Consider the following 24,357-nt stretch of genomic DNA (forward strand, 5'->3'; position numbering starts at 1 on the left):
CCCCCCCCCCCCCCCCCCCCCCCCCCCCCCCCCCCCCCCCCCCCCCCCCCCCCCCCCCCCCCCCCCCGCCCCCCCCCCCCCCCCCCCCCCCCCCCCCCCCCCCCCCCCCCCCCCACCGTGCCGGACGGGAGGTCCGGGTTCCGCTACAGCGAGGGGACCCAGCGCGCCGGGCGCTTCTCCCGGAACGCCGCGATGCCCTCCTGGCCGTCCTCGCCGGCGAAGGCCCGGGCGGAGAGCTCCAGCAGGTCGTCGAACGAGCCGCGCAGCCCACCCGCCCGCAGCAGCCGCTTGGTCTCGGCCAGCGCCCACGGCGACCCGGCCGCCAGCGCCCGCACCTGCACCTCGGCCACGGCGTCGATCTCCCCGTCGGGCGCGACGAGGTCGACCAGCCCGCCGGCCGCGGCCGCGGCGGCGTCGAACACCTCCCCGGTGAGCATCAGCCGGTGCGCCACGTGCGGCAGCATCCGCGGCAGCACCACGGCGGAGATCACCGCGGGCACCAGCCCCAGCCGCACCTCGGACATGCCGAAGGTCGCCGAGGCCGCCGCCACGACGACGTCGCAGGCGGCCGCCAGCCCCACCCCGCCGGCCCGCGCAGGCCCGCGGACCACGGCGACCACCGGCTTGGGTGAGGTCCAGAGCGTCTCGAGCAGGTCGGGCAGCTCCCGCACGCCCTGGTCGCCGGCCCCGGCGCCCGCGGCCTCCGACAGGTCCATCCCCGAGCAGAACACCCGGCCGCTGTGGTCGAGCACGACCACCCGCACGGCGTCGTCGGCGAGGGCGGTGTCGAGCGCCTCGCGCAGCTGCGCCCGCAGCGCGCGGGAGAGCGCGTTGCGGTTGGCCGGCGAGTCCAGGACCAGCCGGGCCACGCCTCCCTCGACGGTCACCTGCAGCAGCCGGTCCTCGCTCACCCCGGCATCCTGCCCGGGGGTGCGGCGGCGCGGCACACTGGGAGCAGATGAACACCGTCCTGCCGCCGCCGGCGACCCCGGCCCTCGAGCTCCCCGACGCCGCCCGCGAGCACCTGGCGACGACGCCGTTCGGCCTCTACGTGCACGTGCCCTTCTGCGCCACCCGGTGCGGCTACTGCGACTTCAACACCTACACCTCCGACGAGCTCGGCCCCGGCGCCAACCGCGCCGAGTACGCGGGCACGGCCATCACCGAGCTGCGCCGCGCGGCCGCCGTCCTCGGTCCCGACCTGCCGACGGTGTCCACCGTCTTCGTCGGCGGCGGCACCCCGACGCTGCTGCCCGCCGAGGACCTCGCCGCGGTCCTGGCCGCCGTCCGCGAGCTGTTCCCGGTCGCCCCCGGCGTCGAGGTGACCACCGAGGCCAACCCCGAGTCGGTGACGCCGGCCTCGCTCGACACCCTGCGGGCCGCGGGCTTCACCCGGCTGAGCCTGGGCATGCAGTCCGCCGCCGAGCACGTCCTGGCCGTCCTCGACCGGCGGCACACGCCCGGCCGCGCCGTGCAGGCCGCCCGGGAGGCGGCCGCGGCCGGGTTCGGGCACGTCAACCTCGACCTCATCTACGGCACCCCGGGGGAGACCGACGCCGACTGGGCCGCCTCCCTCGACGCCGTCCTCGCCGCGCCGGTCGACCACGTCAGCGCATACGCGCTCATCGTCGAGGACGGCACCCGGCTGGCCCGCCGGATCGCCCGCGGCGAGCTGCCGATGCCCGACGACGACGTCCTCGCCGACCGCTACGTGCAGGCCGACACCGTGCTGCGCGGCGCCGGGTTCGGCTGGTACGAGGTCAGCAACTGGTCGCGCGGGGACGCCGCCCGGTGCCGGCACAACGAGCTGTACTGGGCCAACGCCAACTGGTGGGGCGTCGGCCCGGGCGCGCACAGCCACGTCGGCGGGGTGCGCTGGTGGAACGTCAAGCACCCCGCCGCGTACGCGCAGCGCCTGGCGGCGGGGGAGAGCCCGGTCGCCGACCGTGAGGTCCTCGAGCCCGCCGACCGAGTGCTGGAGACGGTGATGCTCGGCCTGCGGCTGCGCGACGGGCTCCCGCTGCCCGCGCTGTCCGACACCGGCCGGCTGCGCGCCGCCGACGCCGTCGCCCGCGGCCTGCTCGACGCCGGGGCGCACGCGGCCGGGCGGGCGGTGCTCACCGACCGCGGCCGGCTGCTCGCCGACGCCGTCGTCCGCGACCTCACCGACTGACGAACGCACACCCCCGCCTGACGGATGTCAGGCCGGGACGGCGACGTCCCGCACTACTGCCGGCGCCCGGGGGCGCGGCAGCCTCCGGGTGTGCTCACCGCCGCGCCGGGCTCCCGCGGGCTACGGTCGATCGGCGTGGACGCCCGATCCCGCTGGCAGCGCCTCGGGTGGACGCTGCCGTGGCTGCTGTTCCAGGTCTTCCCGGTCGCCGACCTGGTCACCACCGACCGCCCGCTCGCGGTCCGGGTCGTCGCCGGGGCCGGGCTGCTGACCTTCACCACCGTCTACCTCGACGTGTTCCGCCGGGCGTTCAGCGGTCACCGCAGCGTGGCGCTGGGCCGGCTCGCGGTGGTCGCGGCCCTCGGGACCGGGCTCGCCGTCTGGCTGGGCCCCTCCTGGGCCGGGCTGATGATCTACGTCTCGGCGGTCGCTGCGGCGTCGCTGCCGCAGCGCTGGACGTGGCCGGCCGTGGCCGCGGCCGCGGCGGTCTGCGCGCTGGTGCTGGCCGTCCACGGCGACCTCGACGACCTGTTCTTCCTGCCGGTGCTGTGCCTGCTCACCGCCTTCGGCCTGCACGGCACCCGGCACCTGGTCACGGTCAACACCGAGCTGGCCGAGGCGCGGGAGGAGCTGGCCCGCAACGCCGTCGCCGAGGAGCGGCTGCGCTTCGCCCGCGACCTGCACGACCTGCTCGGCCACAGCCTGTCGCTCATCGCGCTCAAGAGCGAGCTGGCCGGCCGGCTCGCCGAGACCGACCCCGGCCGGGCGCGCGCGGAGATGGCCGACGTCGAGGCCGCCGCCCGCCGGGCGCTGGCCGAGGTCCGCGACGCGGTCAGTGGCTACCGCCAGGTCAGCTGCGCGCAGGCGCTGGCCGAGGCCCGCTCGGCGCTCTCCGGCGCGGGGATCGCCGTCCGGCTGCCCGCCCGGGTGCCGACCCTCCCCGGCCCGGTCGACGCCGCGCTGGGCTGGGTGGTCCGCGAGGCCACCACCAACGTGCTGCGGCACAGCGGCGCCCGCGCGGTGGCCGTCACCCTCACCGACGACGGCACGGAGGCGGTCCTCACCGTGACCGACGACGGCCGCGGCCCGGCCGACGACACCGCGCCCGGCTCCGGGCTCACCGGCCTGGCCGAGCGGGTCGGCGCCCTGGGCGGCGCGCTCACCGGCGGCGCCGGCCGCGACGGCGGCTACGAGCTGCGCGCCGTGCTGCCGCTGGCGCCCGCGGCGGTCCCGGCGGGGACGCCCCGGTGATCCGCGTCCTCGTGGCCGAGGACCAGTCGATGGTCCGCGGCGCGCTGCGGGCGCTGCTGGAGCTCGAGCCCGACATCACCGTCGTCGCCGAGGTCGGCCGCGGCGACGAGGTGCTCGCCGCCGCCCGCGAGCACACCCCCGACGTCGCCCTGCTCGACATCGAGATGCCCGGCCGGGACGGCATCGAGGCCGCCCGCGAGCTGGCCGCCGAGCTGCCGGCCGTGCGCGCGGTCGTGCTGACCACGTTCGGCCGGCCGGGCTTCCTGCGCCGCGCGATGGAGGTCGGCGCGGCCGGCTTCCTCGTCAAGGACGCCCCGGTCGCCGAGCTGGCGAGGGCCATCCGCGCCGTCGTCGCCGGGGAGCGGGTGATCGACCGGCAGCTGGCCGCCGCCGCGCTGGCCATCGGCGCCACCCCGCTCTCGGCGCGGGAGGCCGACGTGCTGCGCGAGGCCGCCGACGGCGCCACGGTCGCCGACATCGCCCGCCGGCTCTTCCTCTCCGAGGGCACGGTGCGCAACTACCTGTCCTCGGCGATCGGCAAGACCGGCGCGCGCACCCGGGTGGAGGCCGCCCGCGTCGCCGCCGACAAGGGCTGGCTCTGACGAAGGACCCCGCTGCCCCCACCCCTCGCTCCGCTCGGGGCGGGCCCCTACAGCGGGGCCGACCTAGAGCTCCAGTTTCATCCCGACGTGCGAGGCGACGTAGCCCAGCCGCGCGTAGACGCGGTGCGCGTCGGGACGGCGCCGGTCGGTGGTGAGCTGCACCAGCGCGGCGCCGCGGCGGCGGGCCTCGTCGGCCACCCATCCGAGCAGCGCCCGCCCAGGCCGCGCCCGCGGGCCGACGAGGACACCCGCACGCCCTCCACCTGGGCACGCAGCGCGCCCCCGCGGGAGAGCCCCGGCAGGAACGACAGCTGCAGCGTGCCCAGGACCGTGCCGCCGTCGTCGGCGACGACGAGCAGGTGTGCCGGGTCGGCGTCGACGGCGGCGAAGGCCGTCTCGTAGGGCGCGAGGTCGGCGGCCTCGCGGCCGGCGCCCAGCGGGTCGTCGGCCAGCAGCGCGACGACCGCGGGCACGTCGGCCGCGGTGGCCCGGCGCACGACGACGCCGTCGGCCAGCGGGCGGGGGAGGGTCAGGACGCCCGGAACGGGTCGGCGGGCATCAGCGCGTCGAGGTCGAGCACCCGCACGTGGATGACGGTGCGCTGCTGCAGCGCCGCCCGCAGCGCCCGGTGCAGGCCGTCCTCGAGGTAGAGGTCCCCGTGCCACTGGACGGCGTGCGGGAACAGGTCGCCGTAGAAGGTCGAGTCGTCGGCCAGCAGCGTGTCCAGTGCCAGCTCGCGCTTGGTGGTGACCAGCGTGTCGAGCCGGATCTGCCGGGGCGGGATCATCGCCCAGTCACGCGGGGACAGGCCGTGCTCGGGATAGGGGCGGCCGTTGCGCACCGCTTTGAAGATCAGGGACCCGACCTCCGTCCGCACCGACCCCGTGCCGCACCTGCCATCCGCCAGCCTATCGACCGTGCGGGTCACCCGTTCGGCCCCGTCCAGAGGCTCACCGCGAGCCCGCGAGCGGACAGGGGGACGGGGATCCTTCGCGTATGCTGGGCTGGCACTCCGTCCGTGCGAGTGCCAGCCCGCCCGAGGTGGCCGGCGCGCGCCGACCACGCCGCCCGGGGCCGCCCGCACGACGACGTCGACCGGTACGGGGAGGTGTCACCGTGGCGCACGACGAACGCCGCCTGCAGGTCCTGCGGGCCATCGTCCAGGACTTCGTCTCCACCAACGACCCGGTGGGCAGCAAGGCCCTGGCCGAACGGCACGACCTCGGGGTCTCGCCGGCCACCATCCGCAACGACATGGCGGTGCTGGAGGAGCAGGGCTACATCACCCAGCCGCACACCAGCGCCGGCCGGGTGCCCACCGACAAGGGCTACCGCCTGTTCGTCGACCGGCTCTCCTCGGTCAAGCCGCTGTCGGCCGCCGAGCGCCGGGCGATCGAGCGGTTCCTCGACGGCGCGGTCGACCTGCACGACGTCCTGGGCCGCACCGTGCGCCTGCTCGCGCAGCTGACCCACCAGGTCGCCGTCGTGCAGTACCCCACGCTCTCGCGCAGCGCCGTGCGCCACCTCGAGGTGGTGCAGCTGACCGGCTCCCGGCTGCTGCTGGTGCTCATCACCGACACCGGCCGCGTCGAGCAGCGGGTCGTCGACTGCCCGGCCGACGTCATCCGCGACGACGTCGCCGACCTGCGCGCGCTGCTCAACTCCGCCTTCACCGGCGCCCGGCTCGCCGACGCCGGCGGCAAGGTGCCCGACCTGCTCGACACCGCGCCTCCGCACCTGCGCGCGCTGGTGGCCGCGGTCAGTGCCGCGCTGGTCGAGACCCTGGTCGAGCCGGGCGAGGACCGGCTGGTCATCGGCGGCACGGCGAACCTCGCCCGCGTCGCCGTCGACTTCCCCGGCAGCCTGCGCCCGCTGCTCGAGGCGCTGGAGGAGCAGGTCGTCGTCCTCCGGCTGATCAGCGAGGTCGACGCCGGCGGGGCGGTGCTCGTGCGGATCGGCGAGGAGAACGCCCACGAGGCGCTGGCCGGTGCGTCGGTCGTGTCCGTGGGGTACGGCACCGGCGACCGGGCGCTGGGCGGGCTGGGCATCGTGGGCCCGACCCGCATGGACTACCCGGGCAACATGGCCGCGGTCCGCGCCGTGGCCCGCTACGTCGGCCAGCTGCTGGCCGAGAGCTGAGGTCTGTACACCCGATGGCAACCGACTACTACGGCGTCCTGGGGCTGTCCCGGGGCGCGTCCGACGCCGACATCAAGAAGGCCTACCGGCGGCTGGCGCGCGACCTGCACCCCGACGTCAACCCCGATCCCGAGGCCAAGGAGCGCTTCCAGGAGGTCAGCCGCGCGTACCAGGCGCTGACCGACCCGGACAAGCGCCGCATCGTCGACCTCGGCGGCGACCCCTTCGACAGCGGTGCCGGCGCCGCCACCGGCTCGCCCTTCGGGCAGGCCGGCTTCGGCGGGCTCGGCGACATCATGGACGCCTTCTTCGGTGGCGGGGCGATGGGCGGGCGCGGCCCGCGCAGCCGGGTCCGCGCCGGGGACGACGCGCTCATCCGCATCGAGCTCGACCTCGAGCAGACGGTCTTCGGCACCACCGAGGAGATCACCGTCGACACCGCCGTGCTGTGCGGTACGTGCTCCGGCGCGGGCACCGCGCCGGGCACCCACCCGGTCACCTGCACCACCTGCTCGGGCCGTGGCGAGGTGCAGAGCGTGCAGCGCTCCTTCCTCGGCCAGGTGGTCAGCACCCGGCCGTGCCCGACCTGCGCCGGCACCGGGCAGGTCATCCCCGACCCCTGCCCCGAGTGCGGCAGCGAGGGCCGGGTGCGCGCGCGCCGGACCATCCCGGTCAAGGTGCCCGCCGGCGTCGAGGACGGCATGCGCATCCGGCTCACCGGCCGGGGCGAGGTCGGTCCCGGCGGCGGCCCGGCCGGTGACCTCTACGTCGAGATCCGCGAGCGTCCGCACGAGGTCTTCACCCGCGACGGCGAGGACCTGCACTGCCACGTCAGCCTGCCGATGACCGCCGCGGCGCTGGGCACCACGCTGCCGCTGACGCTGCTCGACGGCGAGGAGACCGACGTCGACGTGCGGCCGGGCACCCAGCCGGGCACGGTGCTGACGATGCGCGGCAAGGGCGCCCCGCGGCTGCGGGCGACCGGCCGGGGGAACCTGCTGGTGCACGTCGACGTGATGACGCCGACCCGCCTCGACGCCGAGCAGGAGAAGCTGCTGCGCGAGCTCGCCGCGCTCCGCGGGGAGGACCGGCGCGAGCCGGCCGCCGAGGGGCCCGGGGGGTTGTTCTCCCGGGTGCGGAACCCGTTCAGGTGAGCGCCCCGGTCACCGACGACCAGCACCCCGCGCAGGACGGCTCGCCGCTGTTCCTGCTCGACGAGCTGCCCGGGACCGCCGAGCTGCTCGTCGGCGGCGGTGAGGGCCGGCACGCCGTCGACGTCCTCCGGCTGACCCCCGGTGAGCCGGTGCGGGTCGGGGACGGCCGCGGCACCGTCGTCGAGGGGACCGTGCTCGACGCCGGCCCGTCGGGGCTGCGCGTGCAGGTGACCGCCCGCCACGAGGTGCCCGCGCCGGAGCCGGAGTTCGTCCTGGTCCAGGCGCTGCCCAAGGGCGACCGCGGGCCCCTCGCCGTCGAGCTGGCCACCGAGCTCGGCGTCGACCGGATCGTCCCGTGGGCCGCCGCCCGCTGCGTCACCCGGTGGCGCGAGGACCGGGTGGAGAAGGGCCTGGCGAAGTGGCGGGCCGCGGCGCGGGCGGCGGCCAAGCAGGCCCGCCGGCCGCGGGTGCCCGAGATCGGCGAGCTCATGACCACCCGCCAGGTGTGCGGCGAGCTCGAGGACGTCGACCTGGCGGTGGTCCTGCACGAGCAGGCCGGCCGCCGGCTGGCGGGTCTCGAGGTGCCCCGCAGCGGCACGGTCGCCGTCGTCGTCGGGCCCGAGGGCGGCCTGACCGACGGCGAGGTGGTCGCGTTGCGCGCCGCGGGCGCGCAGGCCGTGCGGCTCGGGCCGGAGGTGCTGCGCACCTCGACCGCCGGCGCGGCCGCGCTGGCCGCCCTGTCCGTGCGGACCCGCTGGAGCTGACGGCCGGTCTCGCCGAGCCTGCGCCACGATCAGGTGACCTGATCGTCGGGCGTCCTCCCTCACCGCGCACCGTGAGGGAGGACGCGTTGCGGTGAGGGAGGACGTCGCCGCGCCCTAGGGTCGACCCCGTGAGCGACTGCCTGTTCTGCCGGATCGTCGCCGGGGAGATCCCCGCCGACGTCGTGCACGAGACCGACCGCACGCTGGCCTTCCGCGACGTCAACCCGCAGGCCCCCACGCACGTGCTGGTGATCCCCAAGGACCACCACCCCACGGTGGCCGCGCTGGCGCAGGCCGACCCCGACCTGCTGGGGGCCGTCGTCCGGGCCGTGTCGGCGGTCGCCGTCCAGGAGGGCCTGGCCACCGAGGACGGCGTCGAGCCGGGGTACCGGGTCGTCACCAACACCGGCCCGCAGGCCGGTCAGTCGGTCGACCACGTGCACCTGCACGTCCTCGGCGGCCGCCGCATGACCTGGCCCCCGGGGTGACCCCGCGGCCGGCGGTGGCAGGGTGGCGGCATGACCGACGCCGGCAGCGCCGCCCCCGTCCGGATCGAGCGGGACGGCGACGTCGCCGTCGTCGTGCTGGACAAGCCGCCGCTGAACCTGTTCGACGAGCCGGTGTTCGCCGCCTTCGAGCAGGTCGCCGCCGAGCTGGCCGCGCTCACCGCACCGGGCCGTCCCGGCCGCGCCCGCGCGGTGCTGGTCGAGGCGCGCGGCCGGGTGGTCTCCGCCGGCGTCGACGTCCACGCCTTCCGGGACATCGCGGAGGGCCCCGACCCGGCGCAGCACGGCGTTGCGCTGTGGGCCCGGCTGCTGCGCGTCGCGCAGGCGCTCGAGGACCTGCCGGTGCCCACCGTCTTCGCCGCGCACGGGCTCACCCTCACCGCCGCCTTCGAGCTGGCGCTGGCCTGCGACGTGCTGCTGGCCGCCGAGCGGGCGTCGTTCGGCCTGGTCGAGATCGTCGTGGGGCTCACCCCGTCGATGGGCGGGCCGCAGCGGCTGGCCGAGCGGGCCGGCCCGGCGAGGGCCAAGGAGCTCGTCTTCACCGGCGAGCACTACCCGGCGGCGGTCCTGGAGCGGTGGAACGTGGTCAACCGGGTGCTGCCCGACGACGGCTTCGCCGCGGCCGCCCGCGAGTACGCCCGCCGGGTCGCCGCGGGCCCCACGGTCGCGCACGCCGCCACCAAGCGCCTCGTGACGACGGCGGTGCGGCACGGCGCGCGGGCCGCCGACGACGTCACCCCACAGGTGTCCGGCCCGCTGTTCGCCACCGCCGACCTGCGCGGCGCCGTGGCCTCCTTCCTCGCGGAGGGGCCGGGGAAGGCCACGTACGAGGGGCGCTGAGCGTTCTCGGGCGGGATTCCGGGGCGCGCGGCGCGGGTAGACTCGGACGGTCCGATCCCCGTGCCAGGAAGGCAGGGTCGAGGGTTCTTGCCCGACACCTCCCCGAACGTCCCCGTGCCCGGCGCCCCCACCTCGCGTGAGGCCTCCGCCCAGGCCGCCACGGCGGACGTCGCCGCCGCTCTCGCGACCCCCGCGCCGGCGGCGGTCCGCACCACCATCACCGTCCCCGACCAGGTCTCGATGGTCGCCCTCCTCGGCTCCGGCGACGAGCTGCTGCGCCTGGTCGAGAGCGAGCTCGCCGCCGACGTGCACGTGCGCGGCAACGAGATCGCGGTGACCGGGCAGCCGGCCGACAACGCCTTCGCCGTCCGCGTCTTCGACGAGCTGATCGCGCTGCTGGGCACCGGCCAGGCGCTGCGCCCGGACTCGGTGCGCCGCGTCATCGGCATGCTGCGCAGCGGCGGCTCCGAGCGCCCGGCCGACGTCCTCAGCCTGGACATCATCAGCCGCCGCGGCCGCACCATCCGGCCCAAGACGCTGAACCAGAAGCGCTACGTCGACGCGATCGACGCGCACACCGTCGTCTTCGGCATCGGCCCGGCCGGTACCGGCAAGACCTACCTGGCGATGGCCAAGGCCGTGCAGGCGCTGCAGACCAAGCAGGTTAACCGGATCATCCTCACCCGGCCCGCGGTCGAGGCCGGGGAGCGGCTGGGCTACCTGCCGGGCACGCTCAGCGAGAAGATCGACCCCTACCTGCGGCCGCTGTACGACGCGCTGCACGACATGGTCGACCCGGAGTCCATCCCGCGGCTGATGCAGTCGGGCACCATCGAGGTCGCCCCGCTGGCCTACATGCGCGGACGCACGCTGAACGACGCGTTCGTCATCCTCGACGAGGCGCAGAACACCACTGCCGAGCAGATGAAGATGTTCCTCACCCGGCTCGGTTTCGGCTCGAAGATCGTCGTCACCGGCGACGTCACCCAGGTCGACCTGCCCGGCGGCGCGCAGAGCGGCCTGAAGGTGGTGCGGGAGATCCTCGACGGCATCGAGGACGTGCACTTCGCCAACCTGACCAGCTCCGACGTCGTCCGCCACCGGCTGGTCGGCGACATCGTCGACGCCTACGAGCGCTGGGACGCCGCCCACCAGCAGAGCGGCGGCGCCCGGCCCGCCGTCCCGGCCCGTCCGGCCCGGCCCACGCGCCGGCAGGGGAGCTGAGCGCCGTGCCGGTCGAGGTGGCCAACGAGTCCGAGATCGCCGTCGACGAGGCCGAGCTGACCGGGATCTGCCGGTACGTGCTGGCCGAGATGGGCGTCAACCCGATGGCCGAGCTGTCGGTCCTGTGCGTCGACCCGGACTACATGGCGGTGCTGCACGAGCGCTGGATGGGCGAGAAGGGCCCGACCGACGTCCTGGCCTTCCCCATGGACGAGCTCGACACCTCCCGGCCCGACGATCCCGAGCCCGGCCCGGCGCTGCTCGGCGACGTCGTGCTGTGCCCCTCGGTGGCGGTCCGGCAGGCCCGCGCCGCCGGGCACACGATGGACGACGAGCTGCTGCTGCTGGCCACCCACGGCGTGCTGCACCTGCTCGGCTACGACCACATGGAGCCCGAGGAGGAGCGGGAGATGTTCGGCCTGCAGACCCGCCTGCTCGAGGGCTGGCGCGCGGCCCCGCGGCAGCCGGTGACCGGCGAGCCGGCCGAACGGGGCCAGTCCTCCCGGTGAGGGCACCGCGATGAGCCCCGGTGCGGTCACCCTCCTGGTCGTCGCGATCTGCCTGGTGCCGCTGGCCGGCGCCTTCGGGGCCGTGGACGCCGCGCTGCAGCGGGTGTCGCTGGCCCGCGTCGAGGAGCTGCGCCGTGACGGCGTGCGCCGCGCGGCGGGCCTGGAGCAGGTGCTCGACGAGCGGGCCCGCGCCGTCGCGCTGCTGCTCCTGCTGCGGATCGTCTGCGAGATGGTGGCGGCGGTGCTCATCGCCGTCGTCGTGGTCGGCAGCCTCGGGACGACGTGGCAGGCGGTGCTCGCCGCGGCCGCGGTCATGACCGTGGTCAGCTACGTGCTGGTCGGCGTCGGCCCGCGGACCCTCGGCCGCCAGCACGCCTACCCGATCGCGCTGCGCGCCGCCGGGCTGGTGCGGCTGCTGGTGCGGGTCCTCGGCCCGGTCGCGACGCTGCTCATCCTGCTCGGCAACGCCATCACCCCCGGCCGCGGCTACCGCGACGGCCCGTTCTCGACCGAGGTGGAGCTGCGCGAGCTGGTCGACCTGGCCGAGGAGCGCGGCGTGGTGGAGTCCGGCGAGCGCAACATGATCCATTCGGTGTTCGAGCTGGGCGACACGATCGCCCGCGAGGTCATGGTGCCGCGCACCGACGTCGTCTGGATCGAGCGCACCAAGACCGTCCGGCAGGCCATGGCGCTGGCGCTGCGCAGCGGGTTCAGCCGGATCCCGGTGATCGGGGAGAACGTCGACGACGTCGTCGGCGTCGTCTACCTCAAGGACCTCGTCCGCCGGTCGCAGAACCTCGGGGAGAGCCGCGGGCCGAGGGTCGAGGAGCTCATGCGCCCGCCGGCGTTCGTGCCCGAGTCCAAGCCGGTCGACGAGCTGCTGCGCGACATGCAGGCCCGCCGCATCCACATCGCGATCGTCGTCGACGAGTACGGCGGGTTCGCGGGCCTGGTGACCATCGAGGACATCCTCGAGGAGATCGTCGGCGAGATCGCCGACGAGCACGACGCCGAGCAGCGGCCCCCGGTCGAGCACCTCGACGACGGCTCGGTGCGGATCACCGCCCGGCTGCCGGTCGAGGACCTCGCCGAGCTCTTCGACGTCGAACTGCCCGGCGACGACGACGTCGAGACCGTCGGCGGCCTGCTCGCCCGCGAGCTCGGGCTGGTGCCGATCGAGGGCTCGGCCGCCGAGGTCGCCGGCCTGCGGCTGGTCGCCGAGAGCACCGGCGGGCGGCGCAACCGCATCGACACGATCCTGGTCACCCGCGTGCCCGACGCCGACCCCGACCACCAGTCCGGGGCCACCCGGGCCGAGGTCCCGGCGGCCGTCGAGAGCTGAGGAAGGACCCTCCCGCCCCCCACCGCTCGCAGGCTCGCGCCGGGCCCCTGCGGGAGGGCCGGATCCACCGGTAGGAGACTCATCCTGTGCCCGACCTGCAGCCCGAGGACGCCAAGCTCGTCACCCTGGCCCGCTCCGCGCGCGCGCGCACCGGCGCCGCCGAGGGGGCCGCGGTCCGCGACACCGACGGGCGGACCTACGTCGCCGCCTCGGTCGCGCTGCCCTCGCTGCGGTTGTCCGCGCTGCAGGCCGCGGTGGCCGCGGCGGTCTCCAGCGGCGTCGAGGGGCTGGAGGCCGCGGCGCTCGTCTCCGACGCCGACGCGGTCGAGCAGGAGGGCCTGGCCGCGGTGCACGACCTGACCCCGTCCGCGCCGGTGATCCTCGCCGGTCCCGACGGCGCCGTCCGCGACACCGCGTAGGTGCCGATATCGCGACAAAGGCACCTGGGAGGGCCGCACCGGTCCTTCCCCGGTGCGGCCCTCCTCCCTGAGGTCAGGGGCGCAGCGCGGCGCGGGCGACCGGGAGCAGCGCGGCCAGCTGCACCGCACCGCCGAGGACGCTGACCGCCACCGGGAACTCGCCGCTGGTCAGGACGAACCCGGCCAGGAAGACCGGCGCCGCCCACACGGTCACGTCGCGGCGGGCGCGGACCAGGGCCGCGGTGCCGACCAGCGTGCCGAGGATCGCGCAGAGGAGGAACGGCGTGAGCACGGCGAAGGGCGTGCCGTCCTGGACGGCGGTCCACAGCCCGGCCGCGCCGGGACCGCCGGACTCGGCGACGACGGCGGCCATGAGGCGCAGGCCGGCGAAGCCGCCACCGCCGATGGCGCCGAGGGCCAGCAGGGCCGCGGCCGCACCGGACAGCCAGGGCGCGCTGCGGCGGCCGGCCAGGGCGATCGTCGCGGCCACCGCGACCGAGGTGGCCATCGCGACGAGGTAGGCGCTCAGCGCGACCGTGTAGCGGGTGGGGTGCTCGGCCACCCCGGCGAGGAACCCGACCGCCTCGTCACGGGGCAGGCCGGCGGGGGAGAGCGCGTACTGCACGGCCAGGGCGACCGGGGAGACGAGCGCGGCGCCGACGAGCACCCGGCGCCGGGCGTGCGGCCGGCCGGCGGCCGCCTCGGGTCCGGCCGGCTGCGCTCCCCGGACGGCGGTGGTCCGGTCCGGTGCGACGAGGCCGGCGCCGAGCTGGGTGCTGCTGGTCATGGGGGGGTTCCTCCTGGTGGGCCCGGCTCCGTCGGCCGGCAGGAGGACCGTCGCCCGCCGCGCGTCCCAGGGGCATCGGGCGCCGGTCCCGACTCGCGGTGGTCCGGGTGTCCCTGGTCCCCGGGACACCGGCGTGTGCATCATGTCGCGGTGCCCAGCCCCCGGACCGCGCTCGCCGTCGCCGGGGCCGGCGCCGGGATCGCCTGCGCCGCGGCCGCCGTCGTCGTCGCGCTGACCGGCCCGGGAGAGCCCGACCTCCCCGCGCTGGCCTGGGGACTCGTGGGCGCCACCGGATTCGGCGGGCTCGGCGCGCTGGTCGCCGCGCACCGCCCCCGCCTGGCGGCCGGCTGGCTCATGCTGCTGGTCGGCGTCTGCAGCGGCGGTGTCGCCCTGGCGACCGTGTACGCCGCGGCCACGCTGCCCGCCGACCCCGGCTCGGCCTCCGGCGCGCTCGCGTTCTGGATCTCCACCTGGCTGTGGGTCCCCGCCTACGTCCCGGTGCCCGGCCTGCTGCTGCAGGTGCTGCCCACCGGGCTCCTGGCCGGACCGCGCTGGCGGGCCGCCGCCGGGGTGTCCGCCCTGGCCTGCGTCCTGGGACCGCTGGGCTGGGCGATCGCCCCCTACGCGGAGCAGGACCAGCCGCCGCCCGCCGCCTACGGCCCGGTCGAGAACCCGGTCGGGGTCCCCGGCGCCTGGGCGCTGGTCAGCGTCGCCCTGCTGCTCTTCCTCACCAGTGCGGTGCTGGGCGTGGCCTCCCTCGTCGTCCGGCTGCGGCGCAGCGCGGGACGTGAGCGTGAACAGGTGCTGTGGGTGCTGGCAGGCGCGCTCGGGACGGTGCTGTTCCTCGCGCTGGCCTGGGCCGTGCCCGCGGCGCAGGCGCTGCTGGTCGCGGCGGCGCTGCTGCCGCTGCCGACCGCGATCGCCTGGGCGCTGGTGCGCACCCGCCTCTGGGACGTCGACCGGGTGCTGGGCCGCACGCTGGTCTACCTGTCGCTGAGCCTGCTCACCCTGGCCGTCTACGGGCTGCTGCTGGTGCTGGCCGGGCGCTTCCTCGGCGCGCTCACCGGCCGGTCGGACCTCCTGGTGTTCGCCGTCGCCGCCGTGCTCGTCCAGCCGGCGCGCGACCGGCTGCAGCGGGCGGTCAACCGGCTGCTCTACGGCGAGCCCGTGGAACCCGAGGTCGCCGTGAGCGGGCTGGGCCGCCGGGTGGACTCCGCGACCTCGCCGTCGGAGGTGCTGCCCGGGGTCGTCGAGGTGCTGGCGCGCACGCTGCGCCTGGAGCACGTCGCGCTGCGGCTGCCCGGGCGGGCGCCGGTGACGCACGGCGAGCCCGCCGGGCGGGTCGAGACCCTGCCGCTGGTCCACCAGGGCCGCCCGGTCGGGGAGCTGGACCTGGTGCTGCCGGCGGGCGGGCTGGGACCCCGGCTGCGGTCGCTGCTCGGGGAGCTGGTCCGCCAAACCGCGCAGGCCGCGCACGCCGTCCTGCTCGGTGAGGAGCTGCAGCGCTCCCGCGAGTCGATCGTCACCTCCCGGGAGGAGGAGCGGCGCCGGCTGCGGCACGACCTGCACGACGACCTCGGCCCCGGGCTCGCGGCCACCGCCATGCAGCTGGAGGCCGCCGCCGAGCTGGTCCCGCTCGACCCGCACCGCGCCGCGACCATGCTGGACTCCGCCGCCGCCTACCTGCGCGGCAGCGTCGCCGAGGTGCGCCGGATCGTCGACGACCTGCAGCCGGCGGCGCTGTCCGACCTCGGGCTGGTCGGCGCCGTCCGCGCGCACGCCGCCCGGCTGGCCGACGGCGGCATCGACGTCGTCGTCGAGACCGACGGCGACCTGGGCGACCTGCCGGCCGCCGCCGAGGTCGCCGCCTTCCGGATCGTGGGAGAGGCCGTGACCAACGTCGCCCGGCACGCGCAGGCCACCCGCGTGCACGTCACCCTCGCGCACCGCGACGGCGCGCTGCACCTGTGCGTGGCCGACGACGGGATCGGCGTCCGCCCGGGCACCCGGACCGGCGTCGGGCTGGGCTCGATGCACCAGCGGGCGGCGGAGCTCGGCGGCAGCTGCACCGTGACCAGTGGCCCGGGGACCACGGTGCGCGCCGTCCTGCCGGCGGGTGCGGCGTGACCGCCCGCCGGACGACGGTGCTCGTCGTCGACGACCACCCGATGTTCCGCGAGGGGCTGGTGGCCCTGGTCGACGCGCTCGGCTGGGCCGAGGTCGTGCAGGAGGCCGGGGACGCGGCGGCCGCGGTCGCCGCCGCGCGGGAGCACCGCCCGGACGTGGTGCTCATGGACCTGCACCTGCCGGCCGGCAACGGCATCGACGCGACCGCGCAGATCACCGCCGAGCTGCCCGGCACCGCGGTGCTCGTGCTGACCATGGTCGAGAACGAGGACGCCGTCGCCGCGGCACTGCGGGCCGGCGCCCGGGGTTACCTGGTCAAGGGCGCCAGCCGGGCGCAGATCTCCCGGGCGCTGGCCGCGGTCGCCGACGGCGAGACCATCCTCGGGCGGGAGGTCGGAGGCGCCCTGGCGCGGCTGGACGCCTCCGGCGACGCGCTCGCCGCCTTCCCGACCCTCACCGACCGGGAGCGGGAGGTGCTGGGCCTGCTCGCCACCGGGATGACCAACGGGCAGATCGCCGGCCGGCTGTTCCTGTCGGACAAGACGGTGCGCAACGTGGTCTCGTCGGTCTTCGCGAAGCTGCAGGTCGGCAGCCGGGCGGAGGCGGTGGCGCGGGCCCGCGACGCCGGCCTCGGGGGGGCCGCTCCGGGCCTGGGGGTCGCGCCCCCGGCGTGAGCCGGGCGCCCGCGGGTGGCGGGCGGGGGATGTCGTCGGGCAGTGGGAGACTGGTCCGGTGAGCACGCCGGAGCAGCCGTACCGCAGCGGCTTCGCCTGCCTGGTGGGCCGTCCCAACGCCGGCAAGACCACGCTGACCAACGCCATCGTCGGCGAGAAGGTCGGCATCGTCAGCAACCGGCCCCAGACCACCCGGCACGCCATCCGCGGCGTCGTCCACCGGCCCGGCGGGCAGCTCGTGCTGGTCGACACCCCGGGCCTGCACAAGCCCAAGAGCCTGCTCGGCCGCCGGCTCAACGACGTCGTCCGCGACACCCTCTCCGAGGTCGACGTCGTGGTGTTCTGCATCCCGGCCGACCAGCCGGTGGGCACCGGCGACCGGTTCATCGCCCGCCAGCTGCAGGACGTGACGGCGCCGGTGGTGGTCGTCGTCACCAAGACCGACGCCGCGTCGAAGAAGCAGGTCGCCGAGCAGCTGGTCGCCGCCAGCGCGCTGGTCGAGGCCTCCGAGGTCGTCCCGGTCAGCGCCGTGCGCGGCGACCAGGTCGAGCTGCTGGAGGACCTGCTGGTCGGCCTGCTGCCCGAGGGCCCGCCGCTGTACCCCGAGGAGCAGACCACCGACGAGGACACCGACCGGCAGATCGCCGAGCTCGTCCGCGAGGCGGCGCTGGAGAAGGTGTTCCAGGAGGTGCCGCACTCGCTCGCGGTCACCGTCGAGGAGCTCGTCCGCCGTCCCGACCCCAAGCGCGAGGGCGCGGAGCTGGTCGAGGTGCACGCGCTGCTGCACGTCGAGCGCCCGAGCCAGAAGCCGATGCTGCTGGGGAAGGGCGGGTCGGTCATCAAGGCGATCGGCACCGAGGCCCGCGCCGGCCTCGAGCAGCTGCTCGGCGCGCGCGTCCACCTCGACCTGCACGTCACCGTCCTGGGCGAGTGGCAGGACGACCCGAAGAAGCTGAACAGGCTGGGGTATTGAGCACCACACCGAAGTCGCTGTACCGCGACGAGGGGATCGTCCTGCGCACCCAGAAGCTGGGGGAGGCCGACCGGATCGTCACGGTCCTCACCCGCCGGCACGGCAAGGTGCGGGCGGTGGCCAAGGGCGTGCGCCGCACCAAGAGCAAGTTCGGCGCCCGGCTGGAGCCGTTCAGCCACGTCGACCTGCAGCTCTACACCGGCCGCACGCTCGACATCGTCAGCCAGGCCGAGTCGATCCGCTCCTACGGCCCCGGCATCGTCACCGACTACCCGGCCTACACCGCCGGCACCGCCGTCCTCGAGACCGCCGACCGGCTCACCGCGGAGGAGAAGGAGCCCTCGCTGCGGCTGTTCCTCCTCGTCGTCGGGGCGCTGCGGGCGCTGTCCGAGCGCACCCGGCCCGCCGGGCTTGTGCTCGACGCGTTCCTGCTGCGCGCGATGTCGGTGGCCGGGTGGGAGCCGGCGCTGGGCGACTGCGCGCGCTGCGGCGTCGAGGGCCCGCACCGGCACTTCTCCGTCCCGGCCGGCGGCTCGGTCTGCCGCGAGTGCCGCCCGACCGGCTCGGCGATGCCCAGCCCGGTCACCATCGCGCACCTGGAGGCCCTGCTGTCGGGCGACTGGGAGCGGGCCGAGGCCAGCGAGAACGCGCAGCGCCGGGAGGGCAGCGGGCTGGTCGCCGCGCTGCTGCAGTGGCACCTCGAGCGCGGCCTGCGGTCGCTGCCGCTGGTCGACCGCGCCGACCTCGCGCCCCGGCGGGAAGCGGGCCTGCTGAGTGAGGCGTGAGGTCAAGGCGCCGGACCCGCACCGCTCCGGGGTCCGCCCGCCGGCGATCCCGGCCGACCGGGTGCCCGGCCACGTCGCGATCGTCATGGACGGCAACGGGCGGTGGGCGCAGGAGCGCGGGCTGCCGCGGACGGCGGGCCACGAGGCGGGGGAGTCCTCGCTGTTCGACTGCGTCGAGGGCGCCATCGAGCTCGGCGTGAAGGCGATCAGCGCCTACGCCTTCTCCACGGAGAACTGGCGGCGCAGCCCCGAGGAGGTCCGCTTCCTCATGGGCTTCAACCGCGACGTCATCCGCCGCCGCCGCGACGAGATGCACGCGCTGGGCGTGCGGGTGCGCTGGGCCGGCCGGCGGCCGCGGCTGTGGCGCAGTGTGGTCAAGGAGCTCGAGATCGCCGAGGAGCTCACCCGGGACAACGAGGTCCTCACCCTCACGATGTGCGTCAACTACGGCGGCCGCGCCGAGATCGCCGACGCCGCCGCCGCGATCGCCCGCGAGGCCGCCGCCGGCCGGCTGGACCCGGGCAAGGTCGACGAGCGCACCGTCACCCGGTTCCTCGACGAGCCCGACATGCCCGACGTCGACCTGTTCGTCCGCAGCTCCGGCGAGAACCGGACGAGCAACTTCCTGCTCTGGCAGTCGGCCTACGCCGAGTTCGTCTTCCTCGACACCCTCTGGCCCGACTTCGACCGCCGGCACCTGTGGGCCGCCTGCGAGGAGTACGCGCGCCGCCAGCGCCGCTTCGGCAAGGCCTGAGGTAGACCTCTTCCGCTCACCCCGCCCCCTCGCACGGGCCCACTGCGAGCCTGCGAGCAGTGGGGGGCGAGGGGGTCCTCTCGTCACCCGAAGCCGGACAGGCCGGCCTCGTCCCACCACTCCACGAGCCGCGCGAGCCCGGCCAGGCCGCCGTTGCGGATGGTCACCACGGCCTCCGTGGCGTCGTCGGTCTCGGTCCAGATGAGCACCGCGGTGTTGTCCGCGTCGACGTAGCAGGCCACCTGCCCCATGACGACGCCGTCGAGGGTCCAGTCCTGGTAGCCCTGCGAGGCCGGGCAGGTCGCCCCGTTCTCCAGCGCGGTCAGCCCCAGGCCGGTGACGTCGTCGGCGAACACGGCGTCGGCGGTCTGGCCATCGGGGTAGAGGAAGAACCGCGCGGTCCGCGGGCCGGCGGCACTGTCCGCGGGGCCGCAGTCGACCGCGGCCACGTCGCCGTCCCCGGCGGACGGCGCCGGCCGGCACCCGGGCGCGTCGAAGTCGGCCGGGACGATCGCGAGCAGCGCGTCGTGCTGCGGTCCGGGCACCGGCCGGTCGGGCGGGTCCGCGGCCGGGGCGCCGCCGGAGCCGGCGGTCAGCACGACGACCACGAGCACCGCGGCCAGCAGCGCCGCCGCCGTCAGCAGCGCGGCCGGCAGCAGCGGACGGCGGCCGGCCGCGGCCGGGGGCGGGGCCGGCGGCGCGGCTGGGAGCGGCGGGCCCTGCGGAGGGCGGGGCACCGCGGCAGCGGCGACGGATGGCCCCGGCGGTGGCGCGGCCGGGCGGGTGTGGGCGACCGGCGGGACGGCGGCGGGCGGGGTCAGCGCCCGCCGGGCGGCCGCGGCCAGCGCGCCCGCCGAGGGCCAGCGGTCGGCGGGGTCCTTGGCCAGGCCGCGGGCCACCACCGCGTCGAGGGCAGGAGGGACGCCGGGGCGCAGCCGCGACACCGGGGGCGGGACCTCGTTGAGGTGCGCCCACATCTGTGGCGCCAGGCCGGTGACCGGGAACGGGCGTCGCCCGGTCAGCGCCTCGAACAGCACGCAGGCCAGCGAGTAGACGTCGGTGCGCGCGTCGGCCGGCCGCTCGAGGAACCTCTCGGGCGCCATGTAGTCGGCGGAGCCGACCGCCGAGCCCACCTGCGTCAGCGCCGTCGCGCCGCCGTCACCGGCGATCGACCGGGCGATGCCGAAGTCGACGAGGTAGACGAACTCGTCGTCCCCGGTGCCGCTGAGCAGCACGTTGCTCGGCTTGACGTCGCGGTGCACCAGCCCCTCGGCGTGCGCGGCGTCGAGGGCGTGCGCCACCTGGCCGACGACCGACACCGCCCGCGCCGGCGCCAGCGGACCCCCCTCGGAGATCACCGTGGCCAGGTCGCGCCCGCGGACCAGCCGCATGTCCAGGAAGAGCCGGCCGTCGATCTCGCCGTAGCGGTGGATGGGCACGACGTGCGGCTCGGACAGCCGGGCCGCGGCGTGCGCCTCCCGGCGGAACCGCTCCCGGTACCCGCGCTCGGTGGCGAGGTCCTCGGCGAGCACCTTGAGCGCGACGGTCCGCTGCTGCTCGGTGTCGAAGGCCCGGTACACCTCACCCATGCCGCCCCGGCCGATGCGCTCCTCGAGCCGGTAGGGGCCGAACTGCCGCAACTCCACCCGCGACCTCCCGCACCGGTGGCCGAGCCGGGGAGCCGGCCCCGACGGACGTCGCGGCGCAGTCTAGGGCGCCCGGGGGCCCCGGACGCGCCCCTCCGCGTGGGCCGGGACAACGGTTCGGGAGACCGCGCCGGAATCCGTTGACAGCCCGCCGACCCCGCCTGACAGTGGCGGCTCCCCGACAGAGGACGGACGCCCCCACCGTGAGCGAGAGCACCGCCGCGCCCCCGCACGCCCAGCACCAGCCGCACCGGCCCGGCGACCTGACCGACGCACTGGTCGCCACCGACCTGTGGACCGACCAGATGGTGGCCGAGGCCGGCATCCCCGTCGTCGACGTCCCCTTCGTCACCGTCGGCGGTGGCGTGGGGTCGTTCGTGCTCGTCGACTACCTGCGCATCTGCGGTGTCCCCACCGACGCCATCCGCGTCCTGACGCAGCAGCGCACCCCGTGGGAGAGCTACGAGTACCTGACGGCGGTCTCCCAGATCCCGCGCGGTGAGCGGCTGCGCTCGGACTCCTCCGGCACCCCGGACAACATCTGGGGCTTCCCCGGCTACGCCATCCGCGAGGCGCTGCAGGGGGACCTCAAGCAGGCCTGGAACGTGCTCGTCGAGCCGGTCCTCGCCGACTACTATACCCCGAAGGCCGGGATGGTCTTCGACGCGATGGAGAAGGAGATGTACCGGATCCGGTGGCCGGAGATGGTCGTCCCCGGCCAGGTCCGGATGACCCGCCGGCGGGTCGGCGGCGGGTACTTCACCGTGCTCACCCCGCCGGAGGGCGCGACGCCCACCCGGCGGATCGCCTACCGCAGCCAGTTCGTGCACATCGCCGTCGGCTACCCGGGCCTGCGCTTCCTGCCCGACCTGCAGGAGTACCGGGCGGAGCACAACGACTACAGCCGGGTGGTCAACGCCTACGAGCCGCACGAGCACGTCTACGAGCGGATGCAGCAGCGACCCGGCACCGTGCTGGTCCGCGGCGGCGGCATCGTCGCCTCCCGCGTCCTGCAGCGGCTCATCGACGACCGCGACCGGCGCGGCCTGAACACCCAGATCGTGCACCTGTTCCGCACCTACGTGGACAGGCCGCACGGGCCGAGCCTCTTCATGCGCCGCAAGGGCGCCGACGGCTGGGCCTACCAGGGCTTCAACTGGCCCAAGTCGACCTGGGGCGGCCAGCTGCGGTCCCGGATGTCCCGGCTCGAGGGCGAGGAGCGCGCCCGGATCTACAAGGTCATGGGCGGCACCAACACCCCGGTGCGCAAGGACTGGCAGGAGCAGCTCGCCCGCGGCCGGCAGCAGGGCTGGTACCGCGTCGTCATCGGCCAGATCGACGGGATGCGGCCGGTCGGCGACCTGGTCGAGGTGTCGGTGAACAGCGACCAGGGCCCCCAGGTGGGCACCTTCGACCACGTCATCGACTGCACCGGCCTGGAGGCCGACATCCGCGAGCACCGCGTGCTGGCCGACCTGCTCGACCACTCCAACGCCCAGCGCAACCCGCTCGGCCGCCTCGACGTCCGGCCCGACTTCGAGGTCACCGGCACCCGCAACGGCGGCAAGCTCTACGCCTCGGGCAGCGCCACGCTCGGTGGCTACTTCGCCGGCGTGGACAGCTTCCTCGGCCTGCTCGTAGCCGCGCAGGAGATCACCGACGACCTCGTGGCCCAGGGGTTCGCCCGGAAGCTCACCCCGGGGCGGTCCACCAGCCAGTGGTGGAAGTGGGTCCGCAACACCACCATCTGACGCCCCCTCCCGACGTCGTCTGCGAGAGAGACACCCGTGATCCCCACCCTGAACGGCCGCATCCAGACCCGGGTCTTCCTGCTGGCCACCGTCGGCGTCCTGTGGACGCTCGTGCTCACCCCCCTGCTGCCGACCGGGGCGTCGCTCGGCGCGTCCTACGGGGCCACCTTCTCGGTGCTGCTGCTCGTCACCGTGCTGGGCGTGCTCTGGGAGCTCGTCTACCACGGCCTGCAGCAGTTCCGGTGGGAGAAGGACTGGCCGACGTTCTTCACCCTCGTCACCGGCATCCCGGAGGGGCTGCTGGTCTGGTTCCTGCTGGCCGGCGGCGCCACCTGGGTCGACAGCATGCCGGGCCCGGCGTTCGTCATCCTGTTCTCGACCACCTGGCTGCTGGTGTTCCTCGTCGCCAACGGCCCGATGCGCGTGCCGTTCGTGCACTGGCGGAACCAGGGCGGGAGACTCATCTGATGTCGAGTCCCCCGCCTCCGCTCCTCGGTCCCGACACGGCGGGGGCCACGGTCACTCCCTTCGACCAGGTCGCGGTCCGCGTGGCGCCGGGCCCCGACCTCGTCGTCCGGCTGCCCGGCGTGCTCCTCGTCGTGGCGGTCACCACCCAGCCGGCCGCGGCCGCCCCGCCGCCGCCCCGGCCGGCCCTCGCCGGCTGGGGGCCGGCGCCGGTGCCGGCCCCGCCGGTGGCCGCGCCGGCCGGTGACGCGCCCGTCGGTGAGCTCGTCGCCCTCTGCCGCCGGGTCTCCGCCGCCGGATCGCGCGCTCCCGGCGTGCGGCTGCACGAGGAACTGCGCAGCTGGCTGGGCACGGTCGCCGACCCGCCGTCGTTCGCCGTGGTCGCCGCCACCGAGGACGGGCTGGCGCTCGTGCTCGTCGGCGGCGGGGCCGCCGAGGTGCCCGACCTCGGGCTGCGGCTGACCGCGGCGCAGGGGGAGCGGCAGGACGACGGGACGGAGGTCCTCGACCGCTTCGTCACCTGGCCGCCGGCGGCGCTGCACGTGTCGGCCGGCTCGCCGGTGACCACGGCGCCGCACCCGCTGGCCGACCTCGTGGCCGGTGTCGTCCCCGGCGCGGCCGCGGTGCTGTCGCCGGCACCGGCGCCCTCGGCGGCGCCCCTGCCGCCGGCCGGGACGGGGGTCGGCCGCCTCCCCGCGCCGCACGCCGCGACGCCGCAGCAGCCCCCGCCGCCGGTGCCGGCTCCGGGAGGTGCCCTCGGGGGATCCGCCGTCGCCTCGCCTCCGTCCCTCGAGAAGGCAGCCCCGCTGCCCCCCGCGCCGGAGCTGCCCGCGCCCAAGAAGTCGGCGCGGCTGTTCGACGCGCCGCCCGAGGCCGAGCCGCCCCGCGAGCCCCTGCCGATCCTCGGCGCCGAGCCGGCGTCGGCCCCGGCAGCCGAGCCGGAGGACGACCGGCCGAGGGTCAAGGGCATCGTCTGCAAGAACGGTCACCTCAACGACCCCCGCGTGAGCTTCTGCGCGCTGTGCGGCATCCGCACGACCCAGCAGACGACCGTGCTGGTCGAGGGCGTCCGCCCGCCGCTGGGCCTGCTCGTGTTCGACGACGGCGCGACGGTCAGCCTGGACGCGGACTACCTGCTGGGGCGGGAGCCGGAGACCGACGCGCGCGTCGCCTCCGGCGAGCTGCGGCCGCTGCTGGTCGTCGACCCGACCGGCGGCGTCAGCCGGCACCACGCCGAGGTCCGCCTCGAGGGGTGGGACGTGCTGCTGGTCGACACCGGTTCGGCCAACGGCACGCTCGTCGCCCCCCGGGGGGCCCCGGGATGGGGGTCTCTGGTGCCCCACCAGCCGGTCCGGCTGACCCCGGGCATGGCGGTCCGCATGGGCGGCCGCCAGTTCGCCTTCGAGTCCCCGCACGGCGCCTACTGACCCGTCCGCCGCGCACGGTCCGGCGCCCGTCCCCCGTCCGGGGAC

Annotated in this window: 25 protein-coding genes; 20 read left to right on the forward strand and 5 right to left on the reverse strand. The window is 76.2% G+C overall.

The features are described from left to right. Positions 1-143: 143 nt before the first annotated feature. Positions 144-911, reverse strand: coding sequence for an enoyl-CoA hydratase-related protein (locus tag ACI78U_RS22135; RefSeq protein WP_456877558.1), 768 nt, complete (start codon positions 909-911; stop codon positions 144-146). A gap of 47 nt (positions 912-958) precedes the next feature. Between ACI78U_RS22135 and hemW the strand changes: the two genes are divergently transcribed. The 3 genes from hemW to ACI78U_RS22150 all read left to right on the forward strand — a co-directional run bounded on the left by hemW (position 959) and on the right by ACI78U_RS22150 (position 4,026). Continuing rightward, positions 959-2,173 carry a radical SAM family heme chaperone HemW gene (gene hemW / locus ACI78U_RS22140; protein WP_456877559.1) on the forward strand — a complete coding sequence of 405 codons (1,215 nt, stop codon included), beginning with the start codon at positions 959-961 and terminating at the stop codon, positions 2,171-2,173. Between the two features lie 135 nt (positions 2,174-2,308). Then, on the forward strand, positions 2,309-3,424 hold the full coding sequence (locus tag ACI78U_RS22145; RefSeq protein WP_456877560.1) for a sensor histidine kinase: 1,116 nt from the start codon (positions 2,309-2,311) through the stop codon (positions 3,422-3,424). Continuing rightward, a complete protein-coding gene (locus ACI78U_RS22150; protein WP_456877561.1) occupies positions 3,421-4,026 on the forward strand; it encodes a response regulator in 606 nt (201 codons plus the stop codon). Before ACI78U_RS22145 ends, ACI78U_RS22150 begins: the two co-directional genes overlap by 4 nt. A gap of 77 nt (positions 4,027-4,103) precedes the next feature. On the opposite strand, the gene ACI78U_RS22155 is transcribed toward ACI78U_RS22150, so the two are convergent. Both ACI78U_RS22155 and ACI78U_RS22160 read right to left on the reverse strand, forming a co-directional pair. Further along, the gene (locus ACI78U_RS22155; RefSeq protein WP_456877562.1) at positions 4,104-4,523 is read right to left on the reverse strand and encodes an N-acetyltransferase family protein; all 420 of its coding nucleotides are present in this window, start codon (positions 4,521-4,523) and stop codon (positions 4,104-4,106) included. A gap of 32 nt (positions 4,524-4,555) precedes the next feature. Then, on the reverse strand, positions 4,556-4,903 hold the full coding sequence (locus ACI78U_RS22160; RefSeq protein WP_456877563.1) for a type II toxin-antitoxin system VapB family antitoxin: 348 nt from the start codon (positions 4,901-4,903) through the stop codon (positions 4,556-4,558). 239 nt (positions 4,904-5,142) lie between these two features. Here ACI78U_RS22160 and hrcA point away from each other — a divergent pair, with 239 nt between their 5' ends. The 9 genes from hrcA (at position 5,143) to ACI78U_RS22205 (ending at position 12,923) form a co-directional block, all read left to right on the forward strand. Further along, positions 5,143-6,165 (forward strand): heat-inducible transcriptional repressor HrcA, encoded by a 1,023-nt coding sequence (gene hrcA, locus ACI78U_RS22165; protein ID WP_456877564.1) that lies wholly within the window; start codon positions 5,143-5,145, stop codon positions 6,163-6,165. Between the two features lie 14 nt (positions 6,166-6,179). After that, a complete protein-coding gene (gene dnaJ, locus ACI78U_RS22170) occupies positions 6,180-7,319 on the forward strand; it encodes a molecular chaperone DnaJ (protein WP_456877565.1) in 1,140 nt (379 codons plus the stop codon). After that, complete coding sequence (locus ACI78U_RS22175; protein WP_456877566.1) at positions 7,316-8,083, forward strand: 16S rRNA (uracil(1498)-N(3))-methyltransferase; 768 nt, start codon at positions 7,316-7,318, stop codon at positions 8,081-8,083. The genes dnaJ and ACI78U_RS22175 overlap by 4 nt, the downstream gene beginning before the upstream one ends. 128 nt (positions 8,084-8,211) lie before the next feature. After that, complete coding sequence (locus ACI78U_RS22180; RefSeq protein WP_456877567.1) at positions 8,212-8,571, forward strand: histidine triad nucleotide-binding protein; 360 nt, start codon at positions 8,212-8,214, stop codon at positions 8,569-8,571. Positions 8,572-8,601: 30 nt separating this feature from the next. Further along, complete coding sequence (locus ACI78U_RS22185) at positions 8,602-9,429, forward strand: enoyl-CoA hydratase/isomerase family protein (protein WP_456877568.1); 828 nt, start codon at positions 8,602-8,604, stop codon at positions 9,427-9,429. Between the two features lie 87 nt (positions 9,430-9,516). After that, complete coding sequence (locus ACI78U_RS22190; RefSeq protein ID WP_456877569.1) at positions 9,517-10,653, forward strand: PhoH family protein; 1,137 nt, start codon at positions 9,517-9,519, stop codon at positions 10,651-10,653. 5 nt (positions 10,654-10,658) lie between these two features. After that, positions 10,659-11,162, forward strand: coding sequence for an rRNA maturation RNase YbeY (gene ybeY, locus ACI78U_RS22195; RefSeq protein ID WP_456877570.1), 504 nt, complete (start codon positions 10,659-10,661; stop codon positions 11,160-11,162). Positions 11,163-11,172: 10 nt separating this feature from the next. Beyond that, on the forward strand, positions 11,173-12,504 hold the full coding sequence (locus ACI78U_RS22200) for a hemolysin family protein (RefSeq protein ID WP_456877571.1): 1,332 nt from the start codon (positions 11,173-11,175) through the stop codon (positions 12,502-12,504). A gap of 86 nt (positions 12,505-12,590) precedes the next feature. Further along, positions 12,591-12,923 carry a cytidine deaminase gene (locus ACI78U_RS22205; RefSeq protein ID WP_456877572.1) on the forward strand — a complete coding sequence of 111 codons (333 nt, stop codon included), beginning with the start codon at positions 12,591-12,593 and terminating at the stop codon, positions 12,921-12,923. A gap of 73 nt (positions 12,924-12,996) precedes the next feature. Here ACI78U_RS22205 and ACI78U_RS22210 read toward each other — a convergent pair whose 3' ends face one another. Next, positions 12,997-13,710, reverse strand: coding sequence for a hypothetical protein (locus ACI78U_RS22210; protein ID WP_456877573.1), 714 nt, complete (start codon positions 13,708-13,710; stop codon positions 12,997-12,999). 150 nt (positions 13,711-13,860) lie between these two features. Between ACI78U_RS22210 and ACI78U_RS22215 the strand changes: the two genes are divergently transcribed. The 5 genes from ACI78U_RS22215 to ACI78U_RS22235 are packed head-to-tail and all read left to right on the forward strand — an operon-like array spanning position 13,861 to position 19,023. Further along, positions 13,861-15,837 (forward strand): histidine kinase, encoded by a 1,977-nt coding sequence (locus tag ACI78U_RS22215; RefSeq protein WP_456877574.1) that lies wholly within the window; start codon positions 13,861-13,863, stop codon positions 15,835-15,837. Continuing rightward, complete coding sequence (locus tag ACI78U_RS22220) at positions 15,834-16,511, forward strand: response regulator transcription factor (RefSeq protein WP_456877575.1); 678 nt, start codon at positions 15,834-15,836, stop codon at positions 16,509-16,511. The genes ACI78U_RS22215 and ACI78U_RS22220 overlap by 4 nt, the downstream gene beginning before the upstream one ends. Before the next feature lie 58 nt (positions 16,512-16,569). Further along, a complete protein-coding gene (gene era, locus ACI78U_RS22225) occupies positions 16,570-17,484 on the forward strand; it encodes a GTPase Era (RefSeq protein WP_456877576.1) in 915 nt (304 codons plus the stop codon). Then, positions 17,481-18,269: a DNA repair protein RecO gene (recO, locus tag ACI78U_RS22230; protein WP_456877577.1), complete on the forward strand. Its 789-nt coding sequence runs from the start codon at positions 17,481-17,483 to the stop codon at positions 18,267-18,269. The genes era and recO overlap by 4 nt, the downstream gene beginning before the upstream one ends. Beyond that, positions 18,259-19,023 (forward strand): isoprenyl transferase, encoded by a 765-nt coding sequence (locus ACI78U_RS22235; protein ID WP_456877578.1) that lies wholly within the window; start codon positions 18,259-18,261, stop codon positions 19,021-19,023. Before recO ends, ACI78U_RS22235 begins: the two co-directional genes overlap by 11 nt. 83 nt (positions 19,024-19,106) lie before the next feature. On the opposite strand, the gene ACI78U_RS22240 is transcribed toward ACI78U_RS22235, so the two are convergent. After that, positions 19,107-20,669, reverse strand: coding sequence for a protein kinase domain-containing protein (locus tag ACI78U_RS22240; RefSeq protein WP_456877579.1), 1,563 nt, complete (start codon positions 20,667-20,669; stop codon positions 19,107-19,109). Positions 20,670-20,872: 203 nt separating this feature from the next. Here ACI78U_RS22240 and ACI78U_RS22245 point away from each other — a divergent pair, with 203 nt between their 5' ends. From ACI78U_RS22245 to ACI78U_RS22255, 3 genes are read left to right on the forward strand one after another with little or no spacing between them, the layout of a single operon-like run. Further along, entirely contained in the window at positions 20,873-22,420 is a 1,548-nt protein-coding gene (locus ACI78U_RS22245; protein ID WP_456877580.1) for a hypothetical protein, read from the forward strand. A gap of 36 nt (positions 22,421-22,456) precedes the next feature. After that, positions 22,457-22,888 carry a hypothetical protein gene (locus ACI78U_RS22250; protein WP_456877581.1) on the forward strand — a complete coding sequence of 144 codons (432 nt, stop codon included), beginning with the start codon at positions 22,457-22,459 and terminating at the stop codon, positions 22,886-22,888. Beyond that, positions 22,888-24,312, forward strand: a complete 1,425-nt coding sequence (locus ACI78U_RS22255; protein WP_456877582.1) for an FHA domain-containing protein — start codon at positions 22,888-22,890, stop codon at positions 24,310-24,312. The genes ACI78U_RS22250 and ACI78U_RS22255 overlap by 1 nt, the downstream gene beginning before the upstream one ends. Positions 24,313-24,357 lie beyond the last annotated feature (45 nt).

This window comes from Geodermatophilus sp. SYSU D00710 (genome assembly GCF_054050195.1).